The 23,751-nt window shown below is 70.7% G+C and carries 25 protein-coding genes; 10 read left to right on the forward strand and 15 right to left on the reverse strand.

Going from position 1 to position 23,751, the window contains the following annotated elements; all coding sequences use genetic code 11:
* Positions 1-16: 16 nt before the first annotated feature.
* Positions 17-649, reverse strand: a complete 633-nt coding sequence (locus tag I8N67_RS13600) for an RBBP9/YdeN family alpha/beta hydrolase (RefSeq protein ID WP_200303317.1) — start codon at positions 647-649, stop codon at positions 17-19.
* 254 nt (positions 650-903) lie between these two features.
* Between I8N67_RS13600 and I8N67_RS13605 the strand changes: the two genes are divergently transcribed.
* From I8N67_RS13605 to I8N67_RS13615, 3 genes are all read left to right on the forward strand, one after another.
* A complete protein-coding gene (locus I8N67_RS13605) occupies positions 904-1,749 on the forward strand; it encodes an EamA family transporter (RefSeq protein WP_200303318.1) in 846 nt (281 codons plus the stop codon).
* Between the two features lie 78 nt (positions 1,750-1,827).
* The gene (locus tag I8N67_RS13610; RefSeq protein ID WP_200303319.1) at positions 1,828-2,103 is read left to right on the forward strand and encodes a DUF1876 domain-containing protein; all 276 of its coding nucleotides are present in this window, start codon (positions 1,828-1,830) and stop codon (positions 2,101-2,103) included.
* 231 nt (positions 2,104-2,334) lie between these two features.
* Positions 2,335-3,366: a helix-turn-helix domain-containing protein gene (locus I8N67_RS13615; protein ID WP_200303320.1), complete on the forward strand. Its 1,032-nt coding sequence runs from the start codon at positions 2,335-2,337 to the stop codon at positions 3,364-3,366.
* 171 nt (positions 3,367-3,537) lie between these two features.
* Here the strand turns inward: I8N67_RS13615 and I8N67_RS13620 are convergent, their stop codons facing one another.
* Positions 3,538-4,101: an AfsR/SARP family transcriptional regulator gene (locus tag I8N67_RS13620; RefSeq protein ID WP_200303321.1), complete on the reverse strand. Its 564-nt coding sequence runs from the start codon at positions 4,099-4,101 to the stop codon at positions 3,538-3,540.
* Here I8N67_RS13620 and I8N67_RS13625 point away from each other — a divergent pair.
* Complete coding sequence (locus tag I8N67_RS13625) at positions 4,079-4,621, forward strand: MMPL family transporter (protein WP_307835226.1); 543 nt, start codon at positions 4,079-4,081, stop codon at positions 4,619-4,621. The two genes, I8N67_RS13620 and I8N67_RS13625, sit on opposite strands and share 23 nt — an antisense overlap.
* Here the strand turns inward: I8N67_RS13625 and I8N67_RS13630 are convergent.
* The 6 genes from I8N67_RS13630 to I8N67_RS13655 form a co-directional block, all read right to left on the reverse strand.
* Positions 4,560-5,729 carry a serine hydrolase domain-containing protein gene (locus I8N67_RS13630; RefSeq protein WP_200303397.1) on the reverse strand — a complete coding sequence of 390 codons (1,170 nt, stop codon included), beginning with the start codon at positions 5,727-5,729 and terminating at the stop codon, positions 4,560-4,562. The genes I8N67_RS13625 and I8N67_RS13630 overlap by 62 nt on opposite strands.
* Positions 5,730-5,833: 104 nt before the next feature.
* Positions 5,834-6,322, reverse strand: a complete 489-nt coding sequence (locus I8N67_RS13635; protein ID WP_307835227.1) for an organic hydroperoxide resistance protein — start codon at positions 6,320-6,322, stop codon at positions 5,834-5,836.
* A 138-nt stretch (positions 6,323-6,460) separates the two neighbouring features.
* Positions 6,461-6,925, reverse strand: coding sequence for a MarR family winged helix-turn-helix transcriptional regulator (locus I8N67_RS13640; protein ID WP_200303322.1), 465 nt, complete (start codon positions 6,923-6,925; stop codon positions 6,461-6,463).
* Between the two features lie 148 nt (positions 6,926-7,073).
* Entirely contained in the window at positions 7,074-7,880 is an 807-nt protein-coding gene (locus I8N67_RS13645) for an energy-coupling factor ABC transporter ATP-binding protein (RefSeq protein WP_200303323.1), read from the reverse strand.
* Entirely contained in the window at positions 7,868-8,629 is a 762-nt protein-coding gene (gene cbiQ, locus I8N67_RS13650; RefSeq protein WP_200303324.1) for a cobalt ECF transporter T component CbiQ, read from the reverse strand. The genes I8N67_RS13645 and cbiQ overlap by 13 nt, the downstream gene beginning before the upstream one ends.
* A gap of 1 nt (position 8,630) precedes the next feature.
* Positions 8,631-9,692 carry an energy-coupling factor ABC transporter permease gene (locus tag I8N67_RS13655; RefSeq protein ID WP_200303325.1) on the reverse strand — a complete coding sequence of 354 codons (1,062 nt, stop codon included), beginning with the start codon at positions 9,690-9,692 and terminating at the stop codon, positions 8,631-8,633.
* Positions 9,693-9,957: 265 nt separating this feature from the next.
* On the opposite strand from I8N67_RS13655, the gene I8N67_RS13660 reads away from it, so the two are divergent.
* Both I8N67_RS13660 and I8N67_RS13665 read left to right on the forward strand, forming a co-directional pair.
* Entirely contained in the window at positions 9,958-10,296 is a 339-nt protein-coding gene (locus I8N67_RS13660; RefSeq protein ID WP_200303326.1) for an SsgA family sporulation/cell division regulator, read from the forward strand.
* Positions 10,297-10,464: 168 nt separating this feature from the next.
* Positions 10,465-11,127 (forward strand): histidine phosphatase family protein, encoded by a 663-nt coding sequence (locus I8N67_RS13665; RefSeq protein ID WP_234045659.1) that lies wholly within the window; start codon positions 10,465-10,467, stop codon positions 11,125-11,127.
* 8 nt (positions 11,128-11,135) lie between these two features.
* Here I8N67_RS13665 and I8N67_RS13670 read toward each other — a convergent pair whose 3' ends face one another.
* The 4 genes from I8N67_RS13670 to I8N67_RS13685 all read right to left on the reverse strand — a co-directional run bounded on the left by I8N67_RS13670 (position 11,136) and on the right by I8N67_RS13685 (position 13,575).
* The gene (locus tag I8N67_RS13670) at positions 11,136-12,020 is read right to left on the reverse strand and encodes an intradiol ring-cleavage dioxygenase (protein WP_200303328.1); all 885 of its coding nucleotides are present in this window, start codon (positions 12,018-12,020) and stop codon (positions 11,136-11,138) included.
* Between the two features lie 196 nt (positions 12,021-12,216).
* Positions 12,217-12,531 (reverse strand): hypothetical protein, encoded by a 315-nt coding sequence (locus I8N67_RS13675; protein ID WP_307835228.1) that lies wholly within the window; start codon positions 12,529-12,531, stop codon positions 12,217-12,219.
* A 13-nt stretch (positions 12,532-12,544) separates the two neighbouring features.
* Complete coding sequence (locus tag I8N67_RS13680) at positions 12,545-12,733, reverse strand: DUF397 domain-containing protein (RefSeq protein WP_200303329.1); 189 nt, start codon at positions 12,731-12,733, stop codon at positions 12,545-12,547.
* Positions 12,730-13,575: a helix-turn-helix domain-containing protein gene (locus tag I8N67_RS13685; RefSeq protein WP_200303330.1), complete on the reverse strand. Its 846-nt coding sequence runs from the start codon at positions 13,573-13,575 to the stop codon at positions 12,730-12,732. The genes I8N67_RS13680 and I8N67_RS13685 overlap by 4 nt, the downstream gene beginning before the upstream one ends.
* Positions 13,576-13,711: 136 nt before the next feature.
* Between I8N67_RS13685 and I8N67_RS13690 the strand changes: the two genes are divergently transcribed.
* The 3 genes from I8N67_RS13690 to I8N67_RS13700 are packed head-to-tail and all read left to right on the forward strand — an operon-like array spanning position 13,712 to position 15,507.
* Positions 13,712-14,197 carry an ATP-binding protein gene (locus tag I8N67_RS13690; RefSeq protein WP_307835229.1) on the forward strand — a complete coding sequence of 162 codons (486 nt, stop codon included), beginning with the start codon at positions 13,712-13,714 and terminating at the stop codon, positions 14,195-14,197.
* A gap of 51 nt (positions 14,198-14,248) precedes the next feature.
* A complete protein-coding gene (locus tag I8N67_RS13695; protein WP_200303331.1) occupies positions 14,249-15,193 on the forward strand; it encodes a hypothetical protein in 945 nt (314 codons plus the stop codon).
* On the forward strand, positions 15,190-15,507 hold the full coding sequence (locus tag I8N67_RS13700; RefSeq protein ID WP_200303332.1) for a hypothetical protein: 318 nt from the start codon (positions 15,190-15,192) through the stop codon (positions 15,505-15,507). Before I8N67_RS13695 ends, I8N67_RS13700 begins: the two co-directional genes overlap by 4 nt.
* A gap of 14 nt (positions 15,508-15,521) precedes the next feature.
* Here I8N67_RS13700 and I8N67_RS42565 read toward each other — a convergent pair whose 3' ends face one another.
* The 3 genes from I8N67_RS42565 to I8N67_RS13720 all read right to left on the reverse strand — a co-directional run bounded on the left by I8N67_RS42565 (position 15,522) and on the right by I8N67_RS13720 (position 19,524).
* Positions 15,522-16,199 carry a mycothiol transferase gene (locus I8N67_RS42565; RefSeq protein ID WP_307835230.1) on the reverse strand — a complete coding sequence of 226 codons (678 nt, stop codon included), beginning with the start codon at positions 16,197-16,199 and terminating at the stop codon, positions 15,522-15,524.
* Between the two features lie 211 nt (positions 16,200-16,410).
* Entirely contained in the window at positions 16,411-18,702 is a 2,292-nt protein-coding gene (locus I8N67_RS13715) for an MMPL family transporter (protein ID WP_200303333.1), read from the reverse strand.
* Between the two features lie 222 nt (positions 18,703-18,924).
* Positions 18,925-19,524: a TetR/AcrR family transcriptional regulator gene (locus tag I8N67_RS13720; protein WP_200303334.1), complete on the reverse strand. Its 600-nt coding sequence runs from the start codon at positions 19,522-19,524 to the stop codon at positions 18,925-18,927.
* Between the two features lie 265 nt (positions 19,525-19,789).
* On the opposite strand from I8N67_RS13720, the gene I8N67_RS13725 reads away from it, so the two are divergent.
* The gene (locus tag I8N67_RS13725) at positions 19,790-23,536 is read left to right on the forward strand and encodes a S41 family peptidase (protein ID WP_307835231.1); all 3,747 of its coding nucleotides are present in this window, start codon (positions 19,790-19,792) and stop codon (positions 23,534-23,536) included.
* The last annotated feature ends 215 nt before the right edge of the window (positions 23,537-23,751 follow it).

Genomic DNA, 23,751 nt, shown 5'->3' on the forward strand with positions numbered 1-23,751 from the left:
TCCCCTCGGGACCGGCTCAGGATCGGCCGGTGATGGGCTTCTTCTCGTACGACTCGGGTGACGGGTCCAGGCACCAGTCGAGCATCGACGGCCAGGATCCGTAGCCCGCGTCCAGGTCGAGGTGGCCCTGACCCGGGAGCATGTCGGCGGGCAGACCCAGCGGTTCGGCGTACGCCGTGGCCGCGCCGCGCGGGCAGTACGGGTCGCTGTCGGTGGCGACGACCCGGGTGTACGAGGCGGCCTCGGCCGGCCGCGCGGGCCCCGGCCCCGGCGGGGCGAACTCGGCGACCTCCGGGTACTCCAGGAGGACCTCCGGGGCGGGTGGGGCGACGAGGAGTACGCGGTCGACGGGGGTGGAGAGGAAACCGTCCCGCGCCACCGCGTGCAGCCACAGCAGGCAGGCCAGGCTGTGGCAGACCACCGTGATCCGTCTGCCCGCCAACTCCTCCAGCAGCGCGTCCAGTTCCGCAAGCCAGCGCTCCAGATCCGGGTCGTCCGGCTCCGGGAGCTGCGGGTACGCCACCTCGTGACCCAGGTCGGTGAGGCGGTCGGCCAGCCAGTGCTGCCAGTGGGCGGCCGGGCGGTGGTTCTGCCAGCCGTGCAGGATCAGGAAGGCGCGTCCATCGTTGGCGGTCGGAGTCTCTGTCATCCCCCGATCGTCGACGAAACCGATCACCTGGGTCCAGTGGCGTCTCTGTGGCTGGATGGGAGGGCATGGGCTGTCGGCCGGGTGCGGGTCCGTCATGGTTGCTCACGGCCGGCCCCCACCGGACCCGCAGCCGAAGAACCCGCTCGCGTGCCCGCTACACACACCGCTAGCGTGCCGGGCATGACCGACGTCGCGCAGAACCCGGACCCGCCGCTGGACCACGCCGCGCTGGTGGATGTCCGCGAGCAGCACGCGTGACGCCGGCCGTCGGTGCCGCGGTGCTGCTCGCCGCTGTCACGCATGCCAGTTGGAACGCGATCGCCCACAAGATCACGGACAAGCTGGTCGGCTTCACGCTGATCGCCGGCGGCGGGGCGCTGATCGGGTTCGCGATGCTGCCGTTCGTACCGGTCCCGGAGCCCGCGGCGTGGCCGTATCTGATCGTCTCGGTGGTCGTCCACCTCGTGTACTACGTGCTGCTCATGACGTCCTTCCGGCTGGGCGACTTCGGCCAGGCGTACCCCCTCGCACGCGGCTCCGCGCCCCTCGTGGTGACCGTCCTCGCCGCCGTCTTCGCGCACGAGGTGCCGGACGGCTGGGCGGCGGCCGGCATCCTGGTGAGCTGCGCCGGGCTGACCGGGGTCGCGCTGTGGGGCCTGCGCGGCGGCCGGCCGCACTGGGCGGCGATCGGGGCGGCGCTGGCCACGGGCCTGTCGATCGCGGCCTACACGGTGGTGGACGGTCTCGGCGTACGGGCCTCGGGGTCCGCCATGGGCTACATCGCCTGGCTGATGGCCCTGGAGGGGCTGGCGATCCCGGCGTACGCGGTCTGGCGCTGGCGCGGGCGGACGGTCGAGCTGCTGCGGCCCTTCGCCACCGTGGGGCTCCTCGGAGCCGCGCTGTCCGTGGCGGCGTACGGGCTGGTCCTGTGGGCCCAGACGAAGGCCGAGTTGGCGCCCATCGCGGCCCTGCGGGAGTCCTCGATCATCGTGGGGGCGGCGATCGGGGCGGTGTTCTTCAAGGAGCGGTTCGGGACGCCCCGGATCGTGGCGGCGGGGCTGCTGGTGGTGGGGATCGGGCTGATGCTGCGGGCCGGGTAGCGAGTCCGTGGCCGTCAGGCCGTGCGTCCTCGGGTCTGGAGGAGCACTCTGGAAAGAGCGATTCCGGAGGTGATCGTCATGATGAAAACCACTGTGGGATGGCACATCGAGCTGAAGTTCCAGGAGGACGATCAGCGCACCCGGGCGGCGGCCCTCGTACGGCTTCCCGACGGGAGGGAAGTACGTGCCAACGGTTATGCCAGCCGCCACCACACCGATTCCAATCAGCCACGGGTCGGCGAGGAGATAGCGGGGGCGAGGGCCCTCAACGAGCTCGCCATGAAGCTCCTCACGAAGGCCCACGACGAGATCGACGAGGCGTCGGGGCGGACCTCGCACCCGATCGCCCTCTGAACACGGCCGTACGCACGACTGGACACGGGCGTACGCGACCGTATGCGGCCGTACGCGGTCGTATGCGGCCGTACGCGGTCGTACGCGGCCGTACGCGGTCGTACGCGGCCGTACGCGGTCGTACGCGGTCGTACGCGGTCGTACACGGTCGGCGGGCGCCCGGTGGCCCCGCACCGGCTCGGCCACCGGGTGCCCAATGCCCGTGTCCGGCCCTGTGATTGACTGGTTCGCGTGTTGCACGAGTCGGTCTTCCGGACCGTGGATCTCCCGGTCGGTGACCGGTTCGAGGCCTGGGCGGAGCTGCTGCGACGGACGCACGCGCCGATGGGGCTCGAGCCGATGCCGCTGTCGGCGGCGCGGGCCGACCGCACGGATCGCACCGCAGGCAGGGTCCCCGCCGCGGCCGACTACCACGCCCATCAGCGCCTGATCGGCCTGGGCGAGGTGACGGTGTGGCCGGCCACGTTCGACCCGATCGTCTTCCGGCGCACCCCGAAGATGATCCGCCAGTCCGACCCGGAGACGTTCCATCTCTCCCTCCTCCTCAGGGGCGAGGGCGCGGCCACCTGGGGCAGACAGCAGGTCGCGTACGGGGCGCGGGACTTCCACATCAACTGCACGTCGATGGCGTACGAGATCCTCACCGGCACCGAACCGGTCACCACCGTCGGCGTGGAGATACCGCGCTCGCTCGTCGCGCTGCCCGCGCGGAAGGCGGACGGGGTGATCGGGAGCCGGCTGTCGGGCCGGGAGGGGGTCGGCGCGCTGCTGGCGCAGTTCCTGGTGCAGCTGGCGGCGGACACGGGCCCGTACCGGCCGGCCGACGCGCCCCGCCTCGGCACGGTCGTCGCCGACCTGGTCACGGCGCTCTTCGCGCAGACCATGGACGCGGAGCCGCGGCTGACTCCGGAGGCCCGCGGGCGGACGCTGGTCCTGAAGGTCAAGGCGTTCATACTGCGCAACCTCGCCGACCCCGAGCTGACCCCCGTCTCGATCGCCGCCGCCCACCACATCTCGCGCAGCTATCTGCACCGGCTCTTCCAGGCCGAGGGCCTCACCGTCGCCGCGTACGTCCGCGAGCAGCGCCTGCGCAACGCGTACCGCGACCTCACCGATCCGGACCCTGTGCTGCGGGCCACGCCGATCCACGCGATCGGGGCGCGCTGGGGGTTTCCGCGTGCCGCCGAGTTCAGCAGGGCCTTCCGTACGGCGTACGGGGTGCCGCCCGGCGAACTGAGAAACAGTGGACGCGTTGCCAAGTGACAGTGGACCGTCAGCCAACGACATTGGCCGGTTTTCCACGCATCCTGGTGATCGCCGCCGCGGAGGGCGGCCGTCCGGAAAAACCGGGACCGCTCCAGGACACCACGGGGGAGCCCTGGAGCGGTCCGGCCGCTCACCGCGACGGTCGCTCCGCGCGGTGAGCGGGGCGCCTCAGCGCCCCTGAAGGGCCTGCGGCCCGGCGTTGGCGCGAGGCAGGGTCTTCGGCTGCAGGACCGGCAGCACCATCAGTTCGGGGTCCTGCGACAGCAAACGGGCGTGGAGCGCGCGTAGGCTCGGTCCCGGTTCGGCGCCCATCTCCTCGATGATCCGGGCGCGGTGGTCGGAGTACAGCTTCAGCGCTTCGTTGCCGCGGTCCGAACGGTAGAGCGCCAGCATCAGCAGCCAGACGAACCGTTCACGCAGCGGGTACTTGTGCACCGCGTAATGCAGGTACGGGACGGCGTTGCGGTGTCGGCCCAGCTCCAGTTCGAGCTCCGCGCGTACCTCCATGTCGGAGAGGAAGCGCTCCTGGCGGTACAGCCGCTCGCGCTGCAGCATGGGGCCCTTGAGCCCCTCGACGAGCGGTCCGGTGGACATGACGCGGGCTCGCTCCAGCAGTTCCGCCGCCTTGAGGATCTCGCCCTCGCGCGCCGCGGTGGCCCCGGCCGATGCCAGCCGCTCGTACATGTAGAGGTCGACGCAGGCGTCTGCGGTGTCCGGTCTGCTGGGCTTCACCCCGAGCGGCTCGATCGAGCCCAGCATTCCCATCCTGATGTTCTGCGTCGCCTTCGGCCTCTCGATGGACTACGAGGTCTTCATGCTGTCCCGCGTCAAGGAGGAGTACGACCGGACCGGTGACAACGTCGGCGCGGTGGCCGCCGGTCTGGAGCGCGGCGGCCCGCTGATCACCTCCGCGGCGGTCATTCTCGCGGCCTCGTTCGCGACGTACGCCTCGTCGGGCATCGTCTTCCTCAAGATGCTGGGCCTGGGCATGGTCGTGGTGATCCTGGTGGACGCCACGCTGATCAGGGCGGTGCTGGTGCCGGTCTTCATGCGGCTGGCCGGCCACGCCAACTGGTGGGCGCCCGCGCCGCTCCGCGCACTGCACGACCGGTTCGGGATCTCCGAGTCCGAGCCCGAGTCCGCCTCGGCGCCCTCGTCGAAGCCGCCCCTGAAGGGGCCCGCAGCTCTTCTCAAGCCCGCAGGGTCTGTCTCAACGCGCTCACCAGAGCCTGGGCCCTCGGGTCGGCTGTGACTGTTTTGCGGTAGCCGTTGGTGATGTAGGCGAATGCGGTGCCGGAGTCGGGGTCGGCGAAGCCGAGGGGGCCGCCTCGGCCGGGGTGGCCGAAGGAGCCCGGGGCGAGGAGGGGGGAGGCGCTGCCGTGGAGCATGTGGCCGAGGCCGAAGCGGGTGTTGATGACCAGGACGCGGTCGGGGCCGGCGGACTCCTCGGTGCGGGCGGCCTCCATGGTCGTGGGGGTGATGAGCCGTACGCCTTCGACCTCGCCGATGAGTGCCGCGTAGAAGCGGGCCAGGGCGTCCGCCGTCACGATGCCGTTGGTCGCGGGGAGGGCTGACGCGCGGTACGCGGGGTCGTTCTGGTCCGGGAACGGGGTGATCGCGGCGAAGGCGCGGCGGGTGAGGGAGTCCGGGTCGTCGTAGGCCTCGGTGACCGCGCGCTTGGCGCGGACGCGCAGCCCGCCGGAGGGGTCGGGCGCCGATTCGAGGCGGCCGGCGCGGCCCACCCGGTCCATCGCCGCCACCGTCTCCGGCAGTCCCAGCCACAGGTCGAGGCCCAGCGGCCCGGCGATCTCCGACGCGATCCACTCGCCGGCCCCCTGCCCGGTCACCCGCCGGACCAGCTCGTCGAGGAGCCAGCCGTACGTCAGCGGGTGGTAGCCGTGGGCGGTGCCCGGCTCCCACGCGGGGGCCTGCGCGGCGACGGCCTCGGGGCCCCGGCGCGGGTCCAGCGCCTCGGCGGGGGTGAGGGGGTGGTCGAGGACCGGGAGGCCTGCCCGGTGGTTCAGGATGTGCCGGACCAGTACCCGGTCCTTGCCGTGCGCCTTGAACTCCGGCCAGTACCGGGCCACCGGCGCGTCCAGGTCCAGCTCCCCGCGCTCGGCCAGCATCAGCGGTACGGCGGCGGCGACGCCCTTCGTCGCCGAGCGCATGATCTGGGCGGTGCCGGGCTGCCAGGGATCGGTGCCGTCGACGTCCCGGGTGCCGGCCCACAGGTCGACGACCTTGCGGCCGTGCCGGTACACGACGACGGCCGCGCCCCGCTCGCCGAGCGTCTCGAAGTTGCGTACGAACACGGCCCTGACCGGCTCGAAGCCCTCGGCGACCGTGCCGTTCACCTCCACGCCCGCGCCTCCGCCTACGTCCACGCCCGTTGCTCCCTTTTCCGTTCACCTGTGACCGTGGGTGCAACGCCCGCGCGGAGGTGGGGATTCCTCCCGGGGGCGGGTCAGCCCAGGAGGATCGTGACCTCGATGTTGTCGCGGGTCGCGTTCGAGTACGGGCAGACCTGGTGGGCGGCGTCCACCAGCTTGGCCGCGATGTCCTGGTCGATGACCGGGAGGGAGACGCTGAGAGCGACCGCGAGGCCGTAGCCGCGCTGCTTGTTGGGGCCGATGCCGACCTTCGCGGCGACGGTGGAACCGGTCAGGTCCAAGCCCTCGCGGCGGCCGACGAGGACCAGCGCGTTGTGGAAGCAGGAGCTGTACCCGGCGGCGAGGAGCTGCTCGGGGTTGGTGCCGTCGCCGTCGCCGCCCAGCTCCGGCGGCATCGCGACCTTGAGGTCGATCTGGCCGTCCTGGCTGCTGATGTACCCGTCTCGCCCGCCGTGCGCGGTGGCCTCGGCGACGTACATGATCTTCGTCGGGCGGGTGTCGGAACGCGCGGCGTCAGCGGCGACGTCTTCGGTGCGGGTCTCGGCAGTGGCGCCGTCGGTCATTCTCTGGCCTCCCCCAGGGCGGGCGCGTGGCCTCCCCAGGACAGGCGCGCACGAATACATCGTGCACAAGGTACTGGCTGGTAGGTGATCGCCGGTTACCCCCGGGTAGTAACCACGGGTAACCCTAGGTCACCCGGGTCAGCGCCCCGCCGCCTTGGTCGCCCGCGCCGCCAGCCCCGACAGCTCCTCCCGCATCCGGGCCGCCTCCGGGCCGCGCAGCCCCGTGGCGGCGGCGAGGGTGGCGGGGACGGCCGCCGCGCGGTCCTGTAGCTGTTCGCCGCGTCCGGTGAGCGCGACACGCACCGAGCGCTCGTCCCGCGCCGACCGCTCCCGGCTCAGCAGCCCGGCCGACTCCAGCCGCTTCAGCAGCGGCGAGACCGTGCCGTAGTCGAGCCGCAGGGCGCCCGCCAGCTCCTTGACCGTGGTCTCGCCACGCTCCCAGAGGCAGAGCATGACCAGGTACTGCGGGTAGGTGAGGCCGAGTTCGTCGAGCAGCGGGCGGTACGCGGCGGTGACCGCGCGCTGGGCCGCGTACAGCGCGAAGCACAGCTGCTCGTCGAGGAGCTGCGAACCGTGCCGTTGCGCATCCGCTTGATTCGTCACGGGCCTATTGTCTCGGATGCCCTGCCCTGCCCTGCCGGGGGAGCGTGTCGTCCGCGGGTGAGTGGGGGTTGTTCGCGCAGTGCCCCGCGCCCCTGAATGACGGGGCGCGGGGAACTGCGCGAGCAACCACGGACCGACCCGCACCCGGTCACCGTCGAGACGTGACCGCGCGCGGGTCGAAGCCGAAGGGGAGTTCCAGGCGGTGGGCGCCCATCAGTTCGTCGTCGGCGAGGAGGGCGCCGGTCGGGCCGTCCGCCGCGATGACGCCCTCGCTGAGGATCAGCGCGCGCGGGCACAGTTCGAGGGCGTACGGCAGGTCGTGCGTGACCATGAGGACGGTGACGTCCAAGGACCGCAGGATGTCGGCGAGTTCGCGGCGCGAGGCGGGGTCGAGGTTGGAGGACGGCTCGTCGAGGACGAGGATCTCGGGCTCCATGGCGAGGACGGTGGCGACGGCCACCCGGCGCCGCTGCCCGAAGGAGAGATGGTGCGGCGGCCGTTCCTTGAACTCCGCCATGCCGACCTGCCGCAGGGCCAGGTCCACCCGGGCCTCCAGCTCGGCCCCCTTCATCCCCGCCGCGGCCGGCCCGAAGGCCACGTCCTCCCGCACGGTCGGCATGAAGAGCTGGTCGTCGGGGTCCTGGAAGACGATGCCGACCTTGCGCCGGATCTCGGCCATGTGCCGCTTGCCGACAGGCAGCCCGGCGACGGTGACCGTGCCCGCGCCGCCGGTGAGGATGCCGTTGAGATGCAGGACGAGGGTGGTCTTGCCGGCGCCGTTCGGCCCGAGCAGGGCGACGCGCTCGCCCCGCCCGACCGTGAAGTCGACGCCGAAGAGGGCCTGGTGGCCGTCGGGGTAGGCGAAGGCGAGGCCCGCGACTTCGAGGGAGGGGGCCAAGGGGTCCGCGGAAGGGCTCACAGGGCTCACGGGGGTCACAGGGGTCACAAGGTCCATCCCAGCAGACATACGACGAGCGCGGCGACGGGCAGGGCGAAGGCGTACGACCACTGTGCCCGGGACGCGGTCACCTCGTCGATGACGGGCATGGTGCCCGCGTACCCCCGGCTGATCATGGCCAGATGGACGCGCTCCCCGCGTTCGTAGGAGCGGATGAACAGCGCCCCGGCCGATTGGGCGAGCACGCCCCAGTGCCGTACGCCGCTCGCCTCGAAGCCGCGTGACTCGCGGGCGATCCGCATCCGCCGCATCTCGTCCGTGATCACATCGCCGTAGCGGATCATGAAGGACGCGATCTGGACGAGCAGGGGCGGCAGTTTGAGGCGTTGCAGTCCGAGGAGGAGTTCGCGGAGTTCGGTGGTGGAGGCGAGGAGGACGGAGGCGGCGACGCCGAGGGTGCCCTTGGCGAGGACGTTCCAGGCGCCCCACAGTCCGCTGAGGCTCAGCGACATCCCCAGCACCTCGACCCGCTCGCCCCGCGCCACGAACGGCATCAGCACGGCGAAGGCGACGAACGGGATCTCGATCAGCAGCCGCCGGAGCAGGAACCCGGCGGGCACGCGGGCCACGTACGCGACCGTGCCCAGCAGCACGGCGTACAGCCCGAACGCCCACATCGCCTCCCGCGGCGTCGACACGACGACCACCACGAAGGCGAAGACGGCGGCGAGTTTGGTGTGCGGGGGCAGGGCGTGCACGGGCGAGTGCGCGTGCCGGTAGAGCTTGTGGGCGTGGCCGGCGCCCATGTCAGGCGTTCTCGGGAAGCGAGGAGGGCGAGGAGGGCGACGGGGCCTCGGTCGTACGGCGCCTGCGTACGGCCCAGAAGATCCCGGTGCCGGCGACGACCGTGACGCCGACACCGATCACGCCCGCGAGGCCGCCGGAGAGCCGGGTGTCGGTGAGGCCCTCGACCCCGTAGTCGGCGAGCGGGGAGTCGGCGGCGGCGTGGTCCTCGACCTTGGCGTCGATGCCCTTGTCGGCGGCGACCTTCTCCAGACCGTCGGGGCTGGCGGAGGCGTAGAAGCTGACGACACCGGCGAGGAGGAGGGAGGTGCCGAGGCCGGCGAGCACCAGCTTGCGGGTCGAGCGGACGGCGACGGGGACGGACGCGGGGGCCGACGCGTCGACGAGTTCGCCGTTGACACGGAGCTTGAGGGGGGCGGTCAGGCCGCGGGCGCCGTGGACGAGGTCCGGGCGTACGGCGATGACGGCGCCGACCGTGGCGGCGGTGATCGCGGCCTCGCCGATGCCGATGAGGACGTGGACGCCGACCATGGCGGTGAACACCGAGCCGAGCGGTACGTCGGTGGTGCCGCCGACCGCGTAGACGAGCGTGAAGGCGGCGGCCGCGGCGGGCACGGAGAGCAGGGCGGCGACGAAGGCGGAGACGGTGACCGAGCGCCGCGTCCGGGGGAGGATCTTGACGAGTCCGCGGAAGACGACGTACGCGACGACGGTCGTGACCACGGCCATGACGCTGATGTTCACGCCGAGGGCGGTGAGGCCGCCGTCCGCGAAGAGGATGCCCTGCATGAGGAGGACCACGGACACGCACAGAACCCCCGTATAGGGGCCCACGAGTATCGCGGCCAGCGCTCCGCCGAGCAGATGTCCGCTGGTCCCGGCCGCGACCGGGAAGTTCAGCATCTGCACGGCGAAGATGAACGCGGCGACGAGCCCGGCGAGCGGCGCCGTCCGCTCGTCCAGTTCCCGGCGCGCTCCGCGCAGGCTCACGGCGACCGCACCGGCGGCGACGACTCCGGCGACCGCCGAGACGGGGGCATTGATGAATCCGTCGGGGACGTGCATGCGAGGGCTCGCTCTCCTGGTCGGGGCCGGGCGACCGGTGGGGCGCGGTTTCGGTACGCGGCTGGCTGGAACCTTACGATGATAGAGCCTTATTGCGACTTGCTCGCAAGAGCGCTTCGTAGCCGATAGCGAACGGATCGCTGAGATGCCGGGACGGAGGGACCCCTCTCCGCGAGCGCGGGGCGAAAACTGTGCGACATTGGAGAGGCAGCGGACAGCGGATTCACAGCTTCTGCTCCGGTCACTCAGCGCGAGGAGCCGCACGATGTCTGTCACGGTCGAGCAGTACGCCCGGGCCCATGTCGTCACGGACTCCCCCGAGGACCGGGACACGGTCCCCGTGATCCTCCGCTACGACCCCGACGCCGCCGCGGTCCGCGTGGGCCTCCCCGGCCCCGACGAGTGGACCTTCCCCCGCGACCTCCTCGAACGCGGCCTGCGCACCCCCACCACCTCCGGCCCCGTGAGCATCTGGCCCTGTGGCCGGGTCCAGGCCGTCATGGAGTTCCACTCCGCGCGGGGCGTCGAGGTGATGCAGTTCGACACGAAGGCGCTGATGCGGTTCCTGCGGCGGACTTATACGGCGACGCCGGTGGCGCGCTGAGTTCGATGCGTAGCGGCTCCTTTCGAGCCCCTCGGCTCCCTTGGAGTCCCTCGGCTCCCTTGAGTCCCTTCCGCGGAATGCCGTCCGCGGCCGCTGGGCAGAGGGTCATGCATGACAGCGCGGATCAGTGACGGTGAGGGGCCGGCGGCCCCGTGTTCGCTCGGCGGGATGTGGGCGGTGCGGCATGGACAGAGCACCGCGAACGTCGCCTATGAGGAGGCCGAGCGGACGGGGTCCACGGTGCCGTTGCCGGGGCGGGGTGCCGATGTGCCGTTGTCGCCGCTCGGGCGTACGCAGGGCGAGGCGTTGGGCGGCTGGCTCGCCGGGCGGGCCGGTGCCGGGGCGGGCGCTCCCGACCTGGTGGTCTGCTCGCCGTATGTACGGGCCCGGCAGACCTGGGAGTTGATGGCCGCCCATCCCGGTGTGGTCCCGCCGCCGCTCCTCGTCGACGAGCGGTTGCGGGACCGGGAGATGGGGGCGTTCGAGCTGCATCCGCCGACGGCGCTGCGGGCCCGGTCGCCCGAGGAGGCGGCGCGGCAGGCCCTGCTGGGCGAATGGTCCTACCGGCCGCCGGGTGGCGAGGCGCTGACCGATGTGGTGCTACGGGTACGGGACTTCGTCACCGAGCTGGACCGGGCCGCCCCCGGCCGGCACGTGCTGCTGGTCGCCCACGACGCGATCGCCGTCGCCCTGCGCCTCGTGCTCGCCGGGCTCGGCGCGACGTTCCCGGACCGGCTGCCACCCGTCCCCAACGCCTCGGTCTCGCGCTGGGACAGCGACGGGGGACGGCTGCGGCTGGCGCGGTGGGGCGACACCGCGCACCTCGACTGAGCCGGTCGTCACACGGGCACGGTGAGGGTGGCCGTGTAGCCCTTGTCGGTGTCGCCCTCAAGGGTGGCGAGCTGCTGGTCGTAGCCGTCGCTGAAGATGTTGTCGGTCTCCAGGGAGAGCTGGCCGAGGTTGCTGACGCTCTGGCTGTACCCGTCCGTCGCGTACACGGTGTCGCAGACGTCCTTGGGGAACGCGAGCTGCGAGGTGGCCACGATGCTCTGGGCGGCGGTGGCGTCGTCCAGGCTGCCGTAGACCTCGAAGTGGATGTGCGGCCAACGGCCCGTGTAGCAGGCGGGGAAGATCGACGTGAAGGTGACCTGGCCCTTGGCGTCGGTCTCCTGGACGCCGCGCAGGTAGTTCTCCTCGGTGACGCCCTCGGAGTAGAGGGAGTAGTTGCCCTCCCGGTCGCAGTGCCAGAGGTAGACGGCCGCGCCCTCCTTCGGGGTGTCACAGCCGGAGGCCTGGTCGACGACGGTCAGCGTGATCGTCAGCGGGACGCCTTCGGCGACACCGCCGGCCGAACCGAAGCTCTTCGTGATGTCCCGCCGGACGACGCCGCTCTCCTTGAGGACGTTCGGGCCGTTCGAACCGTCACCCGGGTACGGGCCGGCCGTCTCGCCCGGTATGACCTCGCAGTCCGAACCGGACGACGAGGAGGACGAGGAAGAGCTGCCGGAGGAACCGGAGGAGGACGAGTCCGAGGACGCCGTACCGCTGGAGTCGTCCGTGGAACACGCCGCCACCAGCGGGACCATGCTCGCGCCGGCCAGCAGTCTGATCATGCGGCGGCGGGCGAACACGGGAAGGTCGTAGGAGAGACCTCTGTCGAACTCGTCGTCGTGGTGGTGGTCGTGACCGTGGCTGTGGCCGTGGCTGTTCGTTTTGTCGCTCATGGTGGGCCCGCGCGTTCTCTGATGGTTCCCGTCATGGAATGCGCGTGACTCTATGAGCGGTTCCTGTGTGATTCCCAGGTGTCTGCCATGGGTCCCTTGTCAGGTCCGGCGCGGACCCTGTACCGCCGCTTCGGCGACAAGTCCGGGTCGGCCGCCGCACTCCTCGACGCCCGACCAAGGCCTGTCCGCGCGATCTCTAAGCCGGCAGGACCAGGATCAGGAAGAGCGCGACGGGCGCGACGAGCATCATGACCAGATGGGTGAGCAGCGACCGGACCATCCCCAGCACCGAGAAGACCACCAGCCCGCCCGCGAGCCAGTAACCGTAGATCCGGCCCGCGAGTCCCCAGGCGTCGGCCTCCTCCTCACGGGTCGTGGGCTCGAAGCCCAGCACTCCGACCGCCACGAGCAGGAGCACCCCGCACAGCAGCAGGTCCCCCGCCCCTACGCCGACCGCGACCGGCCTGTCCGCCTGACGTGCCCGTCGCCGAAGTCGTATCGCCGCGCTCACGGGGCCGACTCTGTCAGGCGCGGGCGGCGTGCGCCACGAAGTGGGTCCAGGCGGTGGGGGTGAGGGTGAGGTGGGGGGTGAGGGGGGTCTTTGAGTCGCGTACGTGGATGTTGGTGGAGGCTACGGCCACTTCGACGCAGTCGTTGGGGTCGCTGCTGCTGCTGTAGCTGCTCTTGAACCAGTGGAGTTCGGTGGCGCTCATAGTCTCCCCAGCGCTTGCTCGATGAAGGCCAGCGACTCCCTCGGCGGGAGGGCCTGCGCCCGGATCATCCCATATCGCAATTCAAGGATCCGCAGGTCCTTGGGGTCCGAGACCGGGCGACCGCTGAACGCGCCTTCGGAACGTCCGAGCGCGGTGCCATCGCCGAATTTCAGCACCTCGATCAGGCCCTGCATAGCGGAGTGCTCCTCTCGGTCAGTAGGCATGACCTGGAGCGAGACGTTCCGCAAGTGCCCCAACTCCAGCAGGTGTTCCAGCTGTCGGCGCAGCACCATTGTCCCTCCGAGCGGACGCTCCAGAGTCACCTGTTCCTGGACGAAACTGAGAGCCGGGGCAGGCTCTCGCCCAAAGACCGACTTGCGGGAAATCCGTGCGGCGACCCCCCTTTCCACCTCGTCGGCTGTAAGCGGGGGCTGTTGCATACCGATCAACGCATTCGCGTACTCCGGCGTCTGCAACAAGCCATGGATGTTGTGATTGCTGTAGAGGAGCATCTCGACCGCCCGCTCCTCCAACTGCGCCAGTTCCCGAATCTTCTTCGGATACCGGGCCCTCCTCATGTCCTCCTTGAACGCCTTGAGATGGCCCCGCGCGCCCAGTACATCGTCCGCCTTGTCCAGGAACTCGGGGCGGGGAATCCGCGCCCCACGCTCCACCTTCCGGACCAGATCCTCGCCGTACCCGATGGCCTCCGCGAAGTCGGCCACCCGCATGCCGGCGGCCTCCCGGCAGTGCCGGATCAGCCGCCCCACCGCCTCCACCAAGGACGCAATCTCGTCCCCCGGCTGAACGTCCCAACCCGCCTCATCCACAACCTCGTTCATGTCCACCTCCAACGCGCACCCGTACCCGTACGACACCCGGGACAGCCGATACAAGCCAGGACAAACACCGGACGGCCCCCGTACGCATAGGCGTCACCGCAGGTCAGAGTAGGCAGAGTCGGCCACCCTGAGTGACGTGAACCGAGAAACCCGAGAGACCGCCATCCCCGAGGTCAAACTCGACTGCCGCACCCGCAACTTCAGCGTGCTCCTGTCCCCCACCCCACGCGGCGCCCGCCTCGCACGGCTGTTGGCGAGGGAACAACTCCACACCTGGGGGCTGCCGCTGGACCGGGCGGAGCACGTCGTCGCCGAGCTGGCGGCGAACGCGGTGACGCACGGCCGCGTACCGGGGCGGGACTTCCGGCTCACCCTCTACGTCATCGGCGACACGCTTCGCGTCGAGGTCACCGACACCCGCCCGGAGCGACTGCCTCGCGCCCAACTGCCCATGCCCAACGACGAGTCGGGGCGAGGTCTGATCCTCGTGGAGGTGCTGGCCGACCGCTGGGGCGTCGCGGAGGGGCCAAGACCACGGAAGACCGTGTGGGCCGAAGTGAACACAAGCGCGACTGTCACTCGTCCGAGCGATCATTCCCAACTCGACTGGATTTCAGACTAGTTGTCCGTCATATGCTCAGCGCAATTCACGACGAGAGGCCCAGACGGCACGATGGTCAGCTCCCCGCATGAAGCGATGCACCGGATCTTCCAGCAGGACCCCGGCGTGTTCACCCGCGCGCTACGAGCGCTCGGCGTTCCCTTCGACGATCCCGTTTCCGCGGTCCCGTTCTCGACCGATCTGACGGAGAACCGTCCGCTGGAGCGGCGGGTGGACACGTTGCTCCGGATCGAGACGGAGAAGAGCGAATTCCTCCTGGCCGTGGAGGCGCAGGGAAAGAAAGTCGCCGACAAGCCGAGGAACTGGGCCTATTACTTGGCCCACTTGATCGCGAAGTACAAAATGCCGGCCGTCCTGCTCGTGGTGTGCGACGACAGGAGTACGGCCGCGTGGGCGTCAGAGACCGTGGGGCTCGGCCCACCCGAGTGGCCGTCCGCCATCGCGCTGCGCCCCCTCGTCCTCGGCCCGGACGACGTGCCGGTCATCGACGACCCGATCAAGGCCGCCCGTGACGTACCGCTGACCGTTCTGTCCGCCGTACTTCACCGCCACGAGCCGGGTGTCGATGCCATACTGAAAGTACTGGTAAGCGCATTGAAACGCATGGAAGCACGCGACCCGGACACCGCGACGATCTTCGTAGAACTGACATCCCAGGGGCTGGGCGACGCACCGGCCGCCGACGTCTGGAGGCACCTCGTGACCGACCTCTCGTTCTTCACGTCACCCCTGTCCCAGGAGATCAGGGCCGAGGGGGAAGCCAAGGGCGAAGCCAAGGGCGAAGCCAAGGGCGAAGCCAAGGGGATCGTCAAGACGAAGATCCACGACATCCAGCTGCTGCTCGACGGCCGCGAAGTCCCCCTGTCCGACACCGACCGCCACCGCATCACCTCCTGCACCGACCTCCACACCCTCGACCGCTGGTTCGCCCGCGCCATCACCGCCACCTCAGCCACCGACGTCTTCCTCGACGACCAGCCCAGCACTGAGCAATGACCTCGAACCCGAGCGAGCACGGCAAGACCGCACCGACACTCTCGTTCTTCACGTCACCCCTGTCCCAGGAGATCAGGGCCGAGGGAGAAGCCAAGGGCGAAGCCAAGGGCGAAGCCAAGGGGATCGTCAAGACGAAGATCCACGACATCCTGATGCTGCTCGACGGCCGCGAAGTCCCCCTGTCCGACACCGACCGCCACCGCATCACCTCCTGCACCGATCTCCACACCCTCGACCGCTGGTTCGCCCGCGCCATCACCGCCGGCTCCGTCGCCGAGGTGTTCGGTGACGACGTGTCCGACGGTGGGCAGTGACCGGTCCGGCCTGTTCATGAAGGCACCAGCGGCCGGACCTCCTTCGCCACGAAGCGGATGAACCCCTCCGGGTCCGGTTCGTCGGCAGTCGGCTGCAGGATCACCGTATCGGCGCCGGCCTCCGTGAGGCGCTGGACGGCCTTGGCGACGGCGGTGGTGTCGCCGGCGGCTCCGAGGTCGGGTACGGAGGCCAGGCCCTCGGTGGTCAGCTCGGCGTGCAGGCGGGCGTGGGCGTCGGGGCCGGTGGCGGTGAGGAGGTAGACGATCAGCTGGTGGGGGTCGGTGCGGCCGGCCGACTCGCGGCCCTCGTCGATGAGTTGGCGTGCCCGGCGCACGCCGTCGGGGGCGGTGCCCGCGTGGAGGACGGTGCCGTCCGCGGCCTCCCCGGAGTCCGCCCTCGTCGAGGCGCTCGCGTCGTACGCCGTCTGGAAGTCGATCTCCTCCGACCACACCATCGGGGCGTCGTGGTCCTCGAAGACACGGCGGAACCAGGCGCGTTCCACCTCCGCCATGTGCCGGACCAGGCCCAGCAGCGACAGCGTGGACGGCGGCATCGACCGCCGGCGCAACTCCTCGTCCGTGAGGCCTTCGCACTTCATGGCGAGGGTCGCTCGGTGGTAGTCGAGGAAGGCCCGGAGCGTTTCGCGTTCGGTACCGAAGTGGGGCGGTCCCGTGCGGTGGTCGTCAGCCACTGATCGCGCTCCTCATGTCAGTCGTCGGAGGTTGTCGGAGGCCGTCGGAGGCCGTCGGAGGTTGTCGGAGGTTGTCGGAGGTTGTCGGAGAGTGACTGAAATTCTGGCACCGAGCAGAACCCGAACCAGAAGCCGGTGAGGGCTCCCGTCCCCACGGGCCCTCACCGGCGGTCCTGCTCGGAAGCTGTCGCGTCCGGACGCGGCTGTCGCGTCAGACGCGGACCAGCTCCCTGTCCTCGTCGTTCTCCGCGGAGCCCTTCGCGTCGTCCTGGGTCCGCAGGCCCTCGCCCTCCACGTCGACGTTCGGCAGCGCGCGGTCCAGCCACTTCGGCAGCCACCAGGCCTTGTCGCCGAGGAGGGCGAGGACGGCCGGGACGATGGCCATGCGGACGACGAAGGCGTCGAAGAAGACGGCGATGGCGAGGCCGAAGCCGATCATCTTGATCATCGACTCGCCGGAGCCGATGAATCCGGAGAAGACGGCCATCATGATCGCCGCGGCGGCCACGACCACCCGGGCGCTGTACTTGAAGCCGGTCACCACGGCCTGGTTCGGCTTCTCGCCGTGGACGTACGCCTCGCGTATGCGGGTCACCAGGAACACCTCGTAGTCCATCGCCAGACCGAAGACCACGCCCACCATGAAGATCGGCATCATCGACATGATGGGACCGGTCTCCTCGACGCCGATGAGTCCCGCCAGCCAGCCCCACTGGAAGACCGCGACCACCGCGCCGAGCGCCGCCATCACCGAGAGCAGGAAGCCGAGGGCCGCCTTCAGCGGAACCAGGATCGACCGGAAGATCACGATCAGCAGGAGGAAGGCGAGACCCACCACCAGCGCCAGATACGGCAGCAGCGCGTCGGTGAGCTTCTGCGAGAAGTCGATGTTCATCGCCGTGGCGCCGGTGACCAGCACCTTCGCGCCCGTGTCCGCCGTCACCTCGGCACCCGCGTCACGGATGGCGTGCACCAGGTCCTCGGTCTGTGTCGAGGACGGCTTGGAGTTCGGGATCACCGTGATCATCGCGGTGTCGTTGGCCTTGTTGAACGTCGCGGGAGTCACCGTCACGACGTCCTTGAGACCCTTGATCTCGTCAGTCACCGCGGTGGCGGCTTCCTGCGGGGACGCGCTGTCCTTGGCGTCGACGACGACCATCAAGGGGCCGTTGAAGCCAGGCCCGAAGCCTTCGGACAGCAGGTCGTACGCCCGGCGCTGCGTGGTGGATGTCGGCTGCGAGCCGTCGTCGGGCAGGCCCAGCTCCAGCTGGGTGGCCGGGAGTGCGATCGCGCCCAGGCCGACCACGCCGAACAGCAGCACGGCGACCGGACGGCGGACGACGAAGCTCGCCCAGCGGGAGCCCATGTCGGGCTTGACCACGGCGGATTCCTTGGTGGATTCCCTGGTGGACTCCTTGGATTCCGTGGATTTCGTGGATTCCGTGGTGGAGTCCTTCGCCTTGCCGCGTCCGAGCAGCTTGCCCTTCTCACTGGCCGGCCGGACCCTGCGGCCCGCGTAGCCGAGCAGCGCCGGGATCATGGTGAGGGCGATGAGGACCGCGATGACGACCGTGCCCGCCGCGGCGAGACCCATCTTGGTCAGCATCGGGACGTTGACGACCGCGAGACCGGCCAGCGCGATCACGACTGTGAGCCCCGCGAAGACCACCGCCGAGCCGGCGGTGCCGACGGCCCGGCCGACCGCTTCCTCGCGTTCGCGGCCCTCGGCCAGTTCGGACCGGTAGCGGGAGACGATGAACAGCGCGTAGTCGATGCCGACCGCGAGACCGAGCATCAGGGCCAGGGTGGAGGTGGTGTCGCCGAGGTCGAGCGCGTTGGCGAGGGCGGTGATGGTGGAGACGCCGATACCGACGCCGATGATCGCCGTCAGCAGGGGCAGCCCGGCCGCGACGAGCGAGCCCAGGGTGACGACGAGGACGACCGCGGCGAGGGCGAGGCCGATGATCTCGCCGGTGGCCGCGGTCTCGGGCTCGGCCTGTAGGGCGTCACCGCCCATCTCGACGGTCAGCCCGGCGTCCTGCGCCTTGTGCGCGGTGGCCTCCAGAGCCTCCTTCGAGGAGTCCTTCAGCTCCATGGCCGGGACCTTGTACGTCACCGAGGCGTAGGCGACCGTCCCGTCCCTGTTGACCGCGTTGGTGGTGAACGGGTCGCTGACGGAGACGACTTCGGAGGCGTCGCCCAGTTCCTTGACGGTCTTCTCGACGGTCGCCTTGTTCGCGGCGTCGGCCATCTTCTCGCCCTCGGGCGCCTTGAAGACGACCCGGGCGGTGGCGCCGCCGGCGCTCATGCCGGGGTAACGCTCTTCCAGCAGGTCGAAGGCCTTCTGCGCCTCGGTGCCGGGGATGGAGAAGGAAGTGGAGCCCGCGGCGGGCGCGGAGGCGGCGCCGACGCCCGCGAGCGTCAGGAGTGCCACCCAGATCAGGGCTACGAAATGTCGTCGCCGGAAGGCGAATCGACCCAGTTTGTAGAGGAATGTGGCCACGGGGTGGTACTCCCGTTCAAGTCGTGGACGTGCAGGAGGGCAGGACGGATCAGCCCGTGCCGAAGGCGGGGATGGGGAAGGGAGGGCCAAGCAGGGCGAGGCCAGGCAGGGGTGATCGGCCCGACGACGTGAGCGGTCGCGTCAGGTGGGGCTCAGCCGCCCGAGGGTGGCGACTTCAGGGAAAGCGAAAGCGAAAGGGAGAAGGAAAGGCGAGGCAAGGTGTCAGGCGGTCGGTACACCGAGGGCGGGGAGGACCACGGCGTCGATGTACGAAACGAGGAAGGCCTGGGTCGGCGCCAGCTCTTCGAGCAGCGTCCGGGTGACGAAGGCTCCGAGCATCATGTGCATCACGAATTCGAGCGCGGGGTTGTCCGGCCGGACCTCACCCCGGTCGACGGCGCGCTGCAGTACCTGCTCGAATCCCGCCATCTCGGGTTCGATGAGGAACTCGCGGAACGCCCCGAGCAGTTCGGGGTTGGTGTGCACCGCCATGGCCAGGCCACGCATGAGCGCGGAGCTCTGCTCCATGGCACAGTCGTCCTCGCGCCGCACCAGGGCGTGGAAGTCACCGCGCAGCGATCCGGTGTCGATGTCCGTCAGGTTCATCGCCTTGTCGTTCCGGATCGCCTTCGCGACCAGCTCGGCCTTGCCGCCCCACTGGCGGTAGAGGGTGGCCTTGCTGGACCGGGTGCGGGTGGCCACGGCGTCCATGGTGAGGGCGTCGTAGCCGACCTCCCGGAGCAGGTCGAGTACGGCGGCGTAGAGCTCGGCCTCGCGCTCGGGCGTGATCCGACTGCGGCGCACCGTTGCGGTCTCAGTCATCCCACTCTCCTTACTCCGGCTGCATGTTCGAGGCGCCAAGGCTACCGGCCGCCAGACCTGCCGTAGGGCATGGCACGGGCCGGACACCCCGCTTCTCGAACGAAACGGTTTCGTACGCTTATGAAGATAGCCTGAGAATCAAAGAAACGAAACCGTTTTGTACGTGTCCCTGGGTCACGCAGCCGTCCCCCGTGACCGTCCCGCGACCGTCCCGAGGACGGTTTCACAAGTTGCCGGTGCTTCCTGCACGTAAAAGCATGGGGAGGTGAGCGACACCTACGGGACCCACGGGCAAGGGACGGGCCGGGACACCGGCTACCTCCGCTTCCCCCACCTGAGCGGCGACCGCCTCTGCTTCGTCGCCGAGGACGATCTCTGGCTGGCCCCCCTCGACGGCTCGGACCGCGCCTGGCGGCTCACCGTCGACCGTACGAAGGTCGCCACCCCGCGCTTCTCGCCCGACGGCCGGCATATCGCGTACACGAGCTGGCGCAGCATCGCCCCGGAGATCCATCTGACCCCGGTGGACGGCGGCCGGCCCTCCCGCCGCCTCACCCACTGGGGGAGCCCCGACACCGAGGTCCGCGGCTGGACGCCCCCGGCCGCCGACACCGGGGGCCGCTCGGACATCCTGGCCGTCGCCTCCCACGGCGAGCCGTTCTCGTACTTCACCTGGGCCTACAAGGTCCGCACCGACGGCGACCCGGGCCGCAAGCTGCCGTGGGGCCCGGTCTCCGACATCCAGGTCGCCGAGATCGACGGCGAGCGCCGCACCCTGTTGCTCACCGGTACGCCCCCGCACGAACCGGCCTCCTGGAAGCGCTACCGGGGCGGCGCCACGGGCCGTCTCTGGCTGCACGGCGAGCGCCTGCTGGCCGACCTCGAAGGACACCTCCACTCACCCATGTTCGTCGGCGGCCGGATCGCCTTCCTCTCCGACCACGAGGGCGTCGGCAACCTCTACTCCTGCGCGTACGACGGCTCCGACCTGCGCCGTCACACCGACCACGACTCCTTCTACGCCCGGCACGCGGCGAGCGACGGCACGCGGGTGGTGTACCAGTGCGCGGGCGAGGTGTGGCTCGTCGACGACCTCGCCCCCGGATCCCTCCCCCGCCGCCTCGACGTACGGCTCGGTGGGTCGCTCACCGGGCGGCGGCCGTACCAGGTGCCGGCCGCCCAGCACGTCGACGGCATCTCGGTCGACGAGACGGGCCGGGCGAGCGCGGTCGTCGTACGCGGCAGCCTGTACTGGCTGACCCACCGCGACGGCCCCGCCCGCACCCTCGCCGACACCCCGGGCGTACGCGTCCGGCTGCCCGAGATGCTCGGCTCCGGCGGCCAGGTGGCGTACGTGACGGACACGGACGGCGAGGACGCGGTAGAGATCGCGCACCTCCCCCGGGCCACCGGCGAACGCGAGCCCCGCCGCCTCGCCTCCGGCGAACTGGGCCGCGTACTGGAACTGGTGTCGGACCCGCGCGGCGAACGCCTCGCCATCGCCGCGCACGACGGCCGGCTACTGCTCCTCGACGCGACCGAGGAGCCCGGCGAGTCCAGCGACTCCGACGAGCCCGGCGGCTCCGCTGGCTCCGGCGGCTCCGGCAGCTCCGACGAGTCCGACGGCTCCAGCGACTCCGACGAGCCCGGCGGCTCCGCTGGCTCCAGCGGCTCCGGCAGCTCCGGCAGCTCCGGCAGCTCCGACAGCTCCGGCAGCTCCAACGAGTCCGACGGCTCCAGCGACTCCGACGAGTCCGGCGGCTCCGCTGGCTCCAGCGGCTCCAGCGGCTCCGGCAGCTCCGGCAGCTCCGGCAGCTCCGGCAGCTCCGGCAGCTCCGGCAGCTCCGGCAGCTCCAACGAGTCCGACGGCTCCAGCGAGTCCGACGGCTCCAGCGAGTCCGACGAGTCCAGCGAGTCCGGCGGCTCCGCTGGCTCCAGCGGCTCCGGCAGCTCCGGCGGCTCCGGCGGCTCCGGCGGCTCCGGCAGCTCCGGCAGCTCCGGCGGCGAGGTCACCGAGCTCATCACGTCCATCAACGGGCCCGTCCGCGACCTCGCCTTCTCCCCCGACGGGGCCTGGCTGACCTGGTCCCACCCGGGCATCGGCCGCACCCTGCGCCAGATCAAGATGGCCCGTATAAAGGACCGTCTCATCGTCGACGTCACCAACGGCCGCTTCGAGGACGAGAACCCGGTGTTCACGCGCGACGGCCGCTATCTGGCCTTTCTCTCCTGGCGCGGCTTCGACCCGGTGTACGACGTCCACACCGGCGATCTCTCCTTCCCGCTGGGCTGCCGCCCGTACCTGGTCCCGCTCTCCTCCGCGACCCCGTCCCCCTTCGCGCTGAACCCCGACGGCCGCCCGGTGGCCGGGGGCATGGACCCGACGGCGGACGAGGACACCGACGGGACGGTGACCGTGGAGACCGAGGGCCTGGAGAGCCGCGTCACCCCGTTCCCCGTGACCGCCTCCAAGTACTCGGCGCTCCACCCGGTCGCGGGCGGCGGCCTGGTGTGGCTGCGCTGGCCGATCTCGGGCGCCCTCGGCGAGACCTTCGCCAACCCGGACGACATGACCGGGCGGCCGACCCTCGAACACTTCGACATCAGCAAGGCGAAGAAGTCCGAACTCGTGGAGCACCTGGACTGGTTCGCGATCAGCGGCGACGGCTCACGACTGGTCGTGGTGGACGAGAGCGATCTGCGGGCCGTCCCCGCCACCGAGTCCGGCGACAGCGACTCGACCGTCTGGATCGACCTGCGGCGCGTCCTGCACGAGGTCGACCCGGCGGCGGAGTGGCGCCAGTCGTACGCGGAGGCCGGGCGCCTGATCCGCGCGTACTTCTGGGACCCGGGCATGAGCGGCATCGACTGGGACGGGGTCCTCGACCAGTACCGCCCGCTCGTCGAACGGGTCGCCTCCCCCGACGAGTTCGCCGACCTGCTCCGCGAACTCCTCGGCGAACTGGGCACCTCCCACGCCTACGTCTCCCCCGCGCGCCGCAACGAGGGCCCGCCCCACTACCAGCGCCGCCAGGGCCTGCTCGGCGCCAACTTCGTCCGCAGGGACGAGGGCTGGGTGATCCGCCGCATCCTCCCCGGCGACTCCTCCGACTCCAAGGCCCGCTCCCCGCTGGCCGGCACGGGCATCCGCGAGGGCGCGGCCCTGACCCACGTGGACGGCCGCCCGGTGGACCCGGTGACGGGCCCGTACCCCCTCCTCGCCGGCGCGGGCGGTACGACCGTCGAGCTGACCTTCACCCCGGCTCAGGGCGAGGGCCGCGCCCGCCGCGTGGCCGTGGTCCCCCTCATCGACGAACGCCCCCTGCGCTACCAGGACTGGGTGGCCAAACGCCGTGCGGTCGTCCGGGAGCTGAGCGGCGGCCGCTGCGGCTATCTGCACATCCCGGACATGGGCGGCTCCGGCTGGGCCCAGTTCAACCGTGACCTGCGCATGGAGGTGTCCCGCCCCGCCCTGATCGTCGACGTACGCGGCAACGCGGGCGGCCACATCAGCGAACTGGTGGTGGAGAAACTCACCCGTACGATCCTGGGCTGGGACCTGACGAGAAACGCCCAGCCGGTGTCGTACGCCTCCGGCGCCCCGCGCGGCCCGGTCGTCGCGCTCGCCGACGAGGCGACCTCGTCCGACGGCGACATGATCACCGCCGCCTTCAAACTCCTCAAACTGGGTCCGGTCGTCGGCCTGCGCACCTGGGGCGGCGTCGTCGGCATGACCGGCCGCCACCAGTTGGGTGACGGCTCCGTCATCACCGTTCCCATGAACGCGGCCTGGTTCGACGCGTACGGGTGGTCCGTCGAGAACCGGGGTGTCACCCCGGACCTGGAGCTCCTGCGCACCCCCCTCGACTGGGCGGAGGGCCGCCCCACCCAGCTGGCGGCCGCGGTGACCCTGGCCATGAACCTCCTCACGACCCGCCCTCCGGCGGACCCCCCGGACTACACGAACGCACCGGACCGCTCCCGCCCGAAGCTGCCGCGTCGAGGGCGGTAGCGGCCCCCGCGCCCCTGAAAAGCAGGAGCTGCGCCCCGTGCTTTTCGGCCCGCAGGGCCGTGTCTTTCAGGGGCGCGGGGCTGTATCGATTTGCGGCTCCGCCGCGTGGGCGCGACCAGCCCCCACCGGAGCCGCACCCGAACACCACACCCCCTACCCACCCGACCCACCCGAACACAAAGAGGTGGGGCGCCCTCACCATCAAGGGCGCCCCA

It is taken from the genome of Streptomyces adelaidensis, assembly GCF_016598475.1.
Classification (GTDB): Bacteria; Actinomycetota; Actinomycetes; order Streptomycetales; family Streptomycetaceae; genus Streptomyces; species Streptomyces adelaidensis.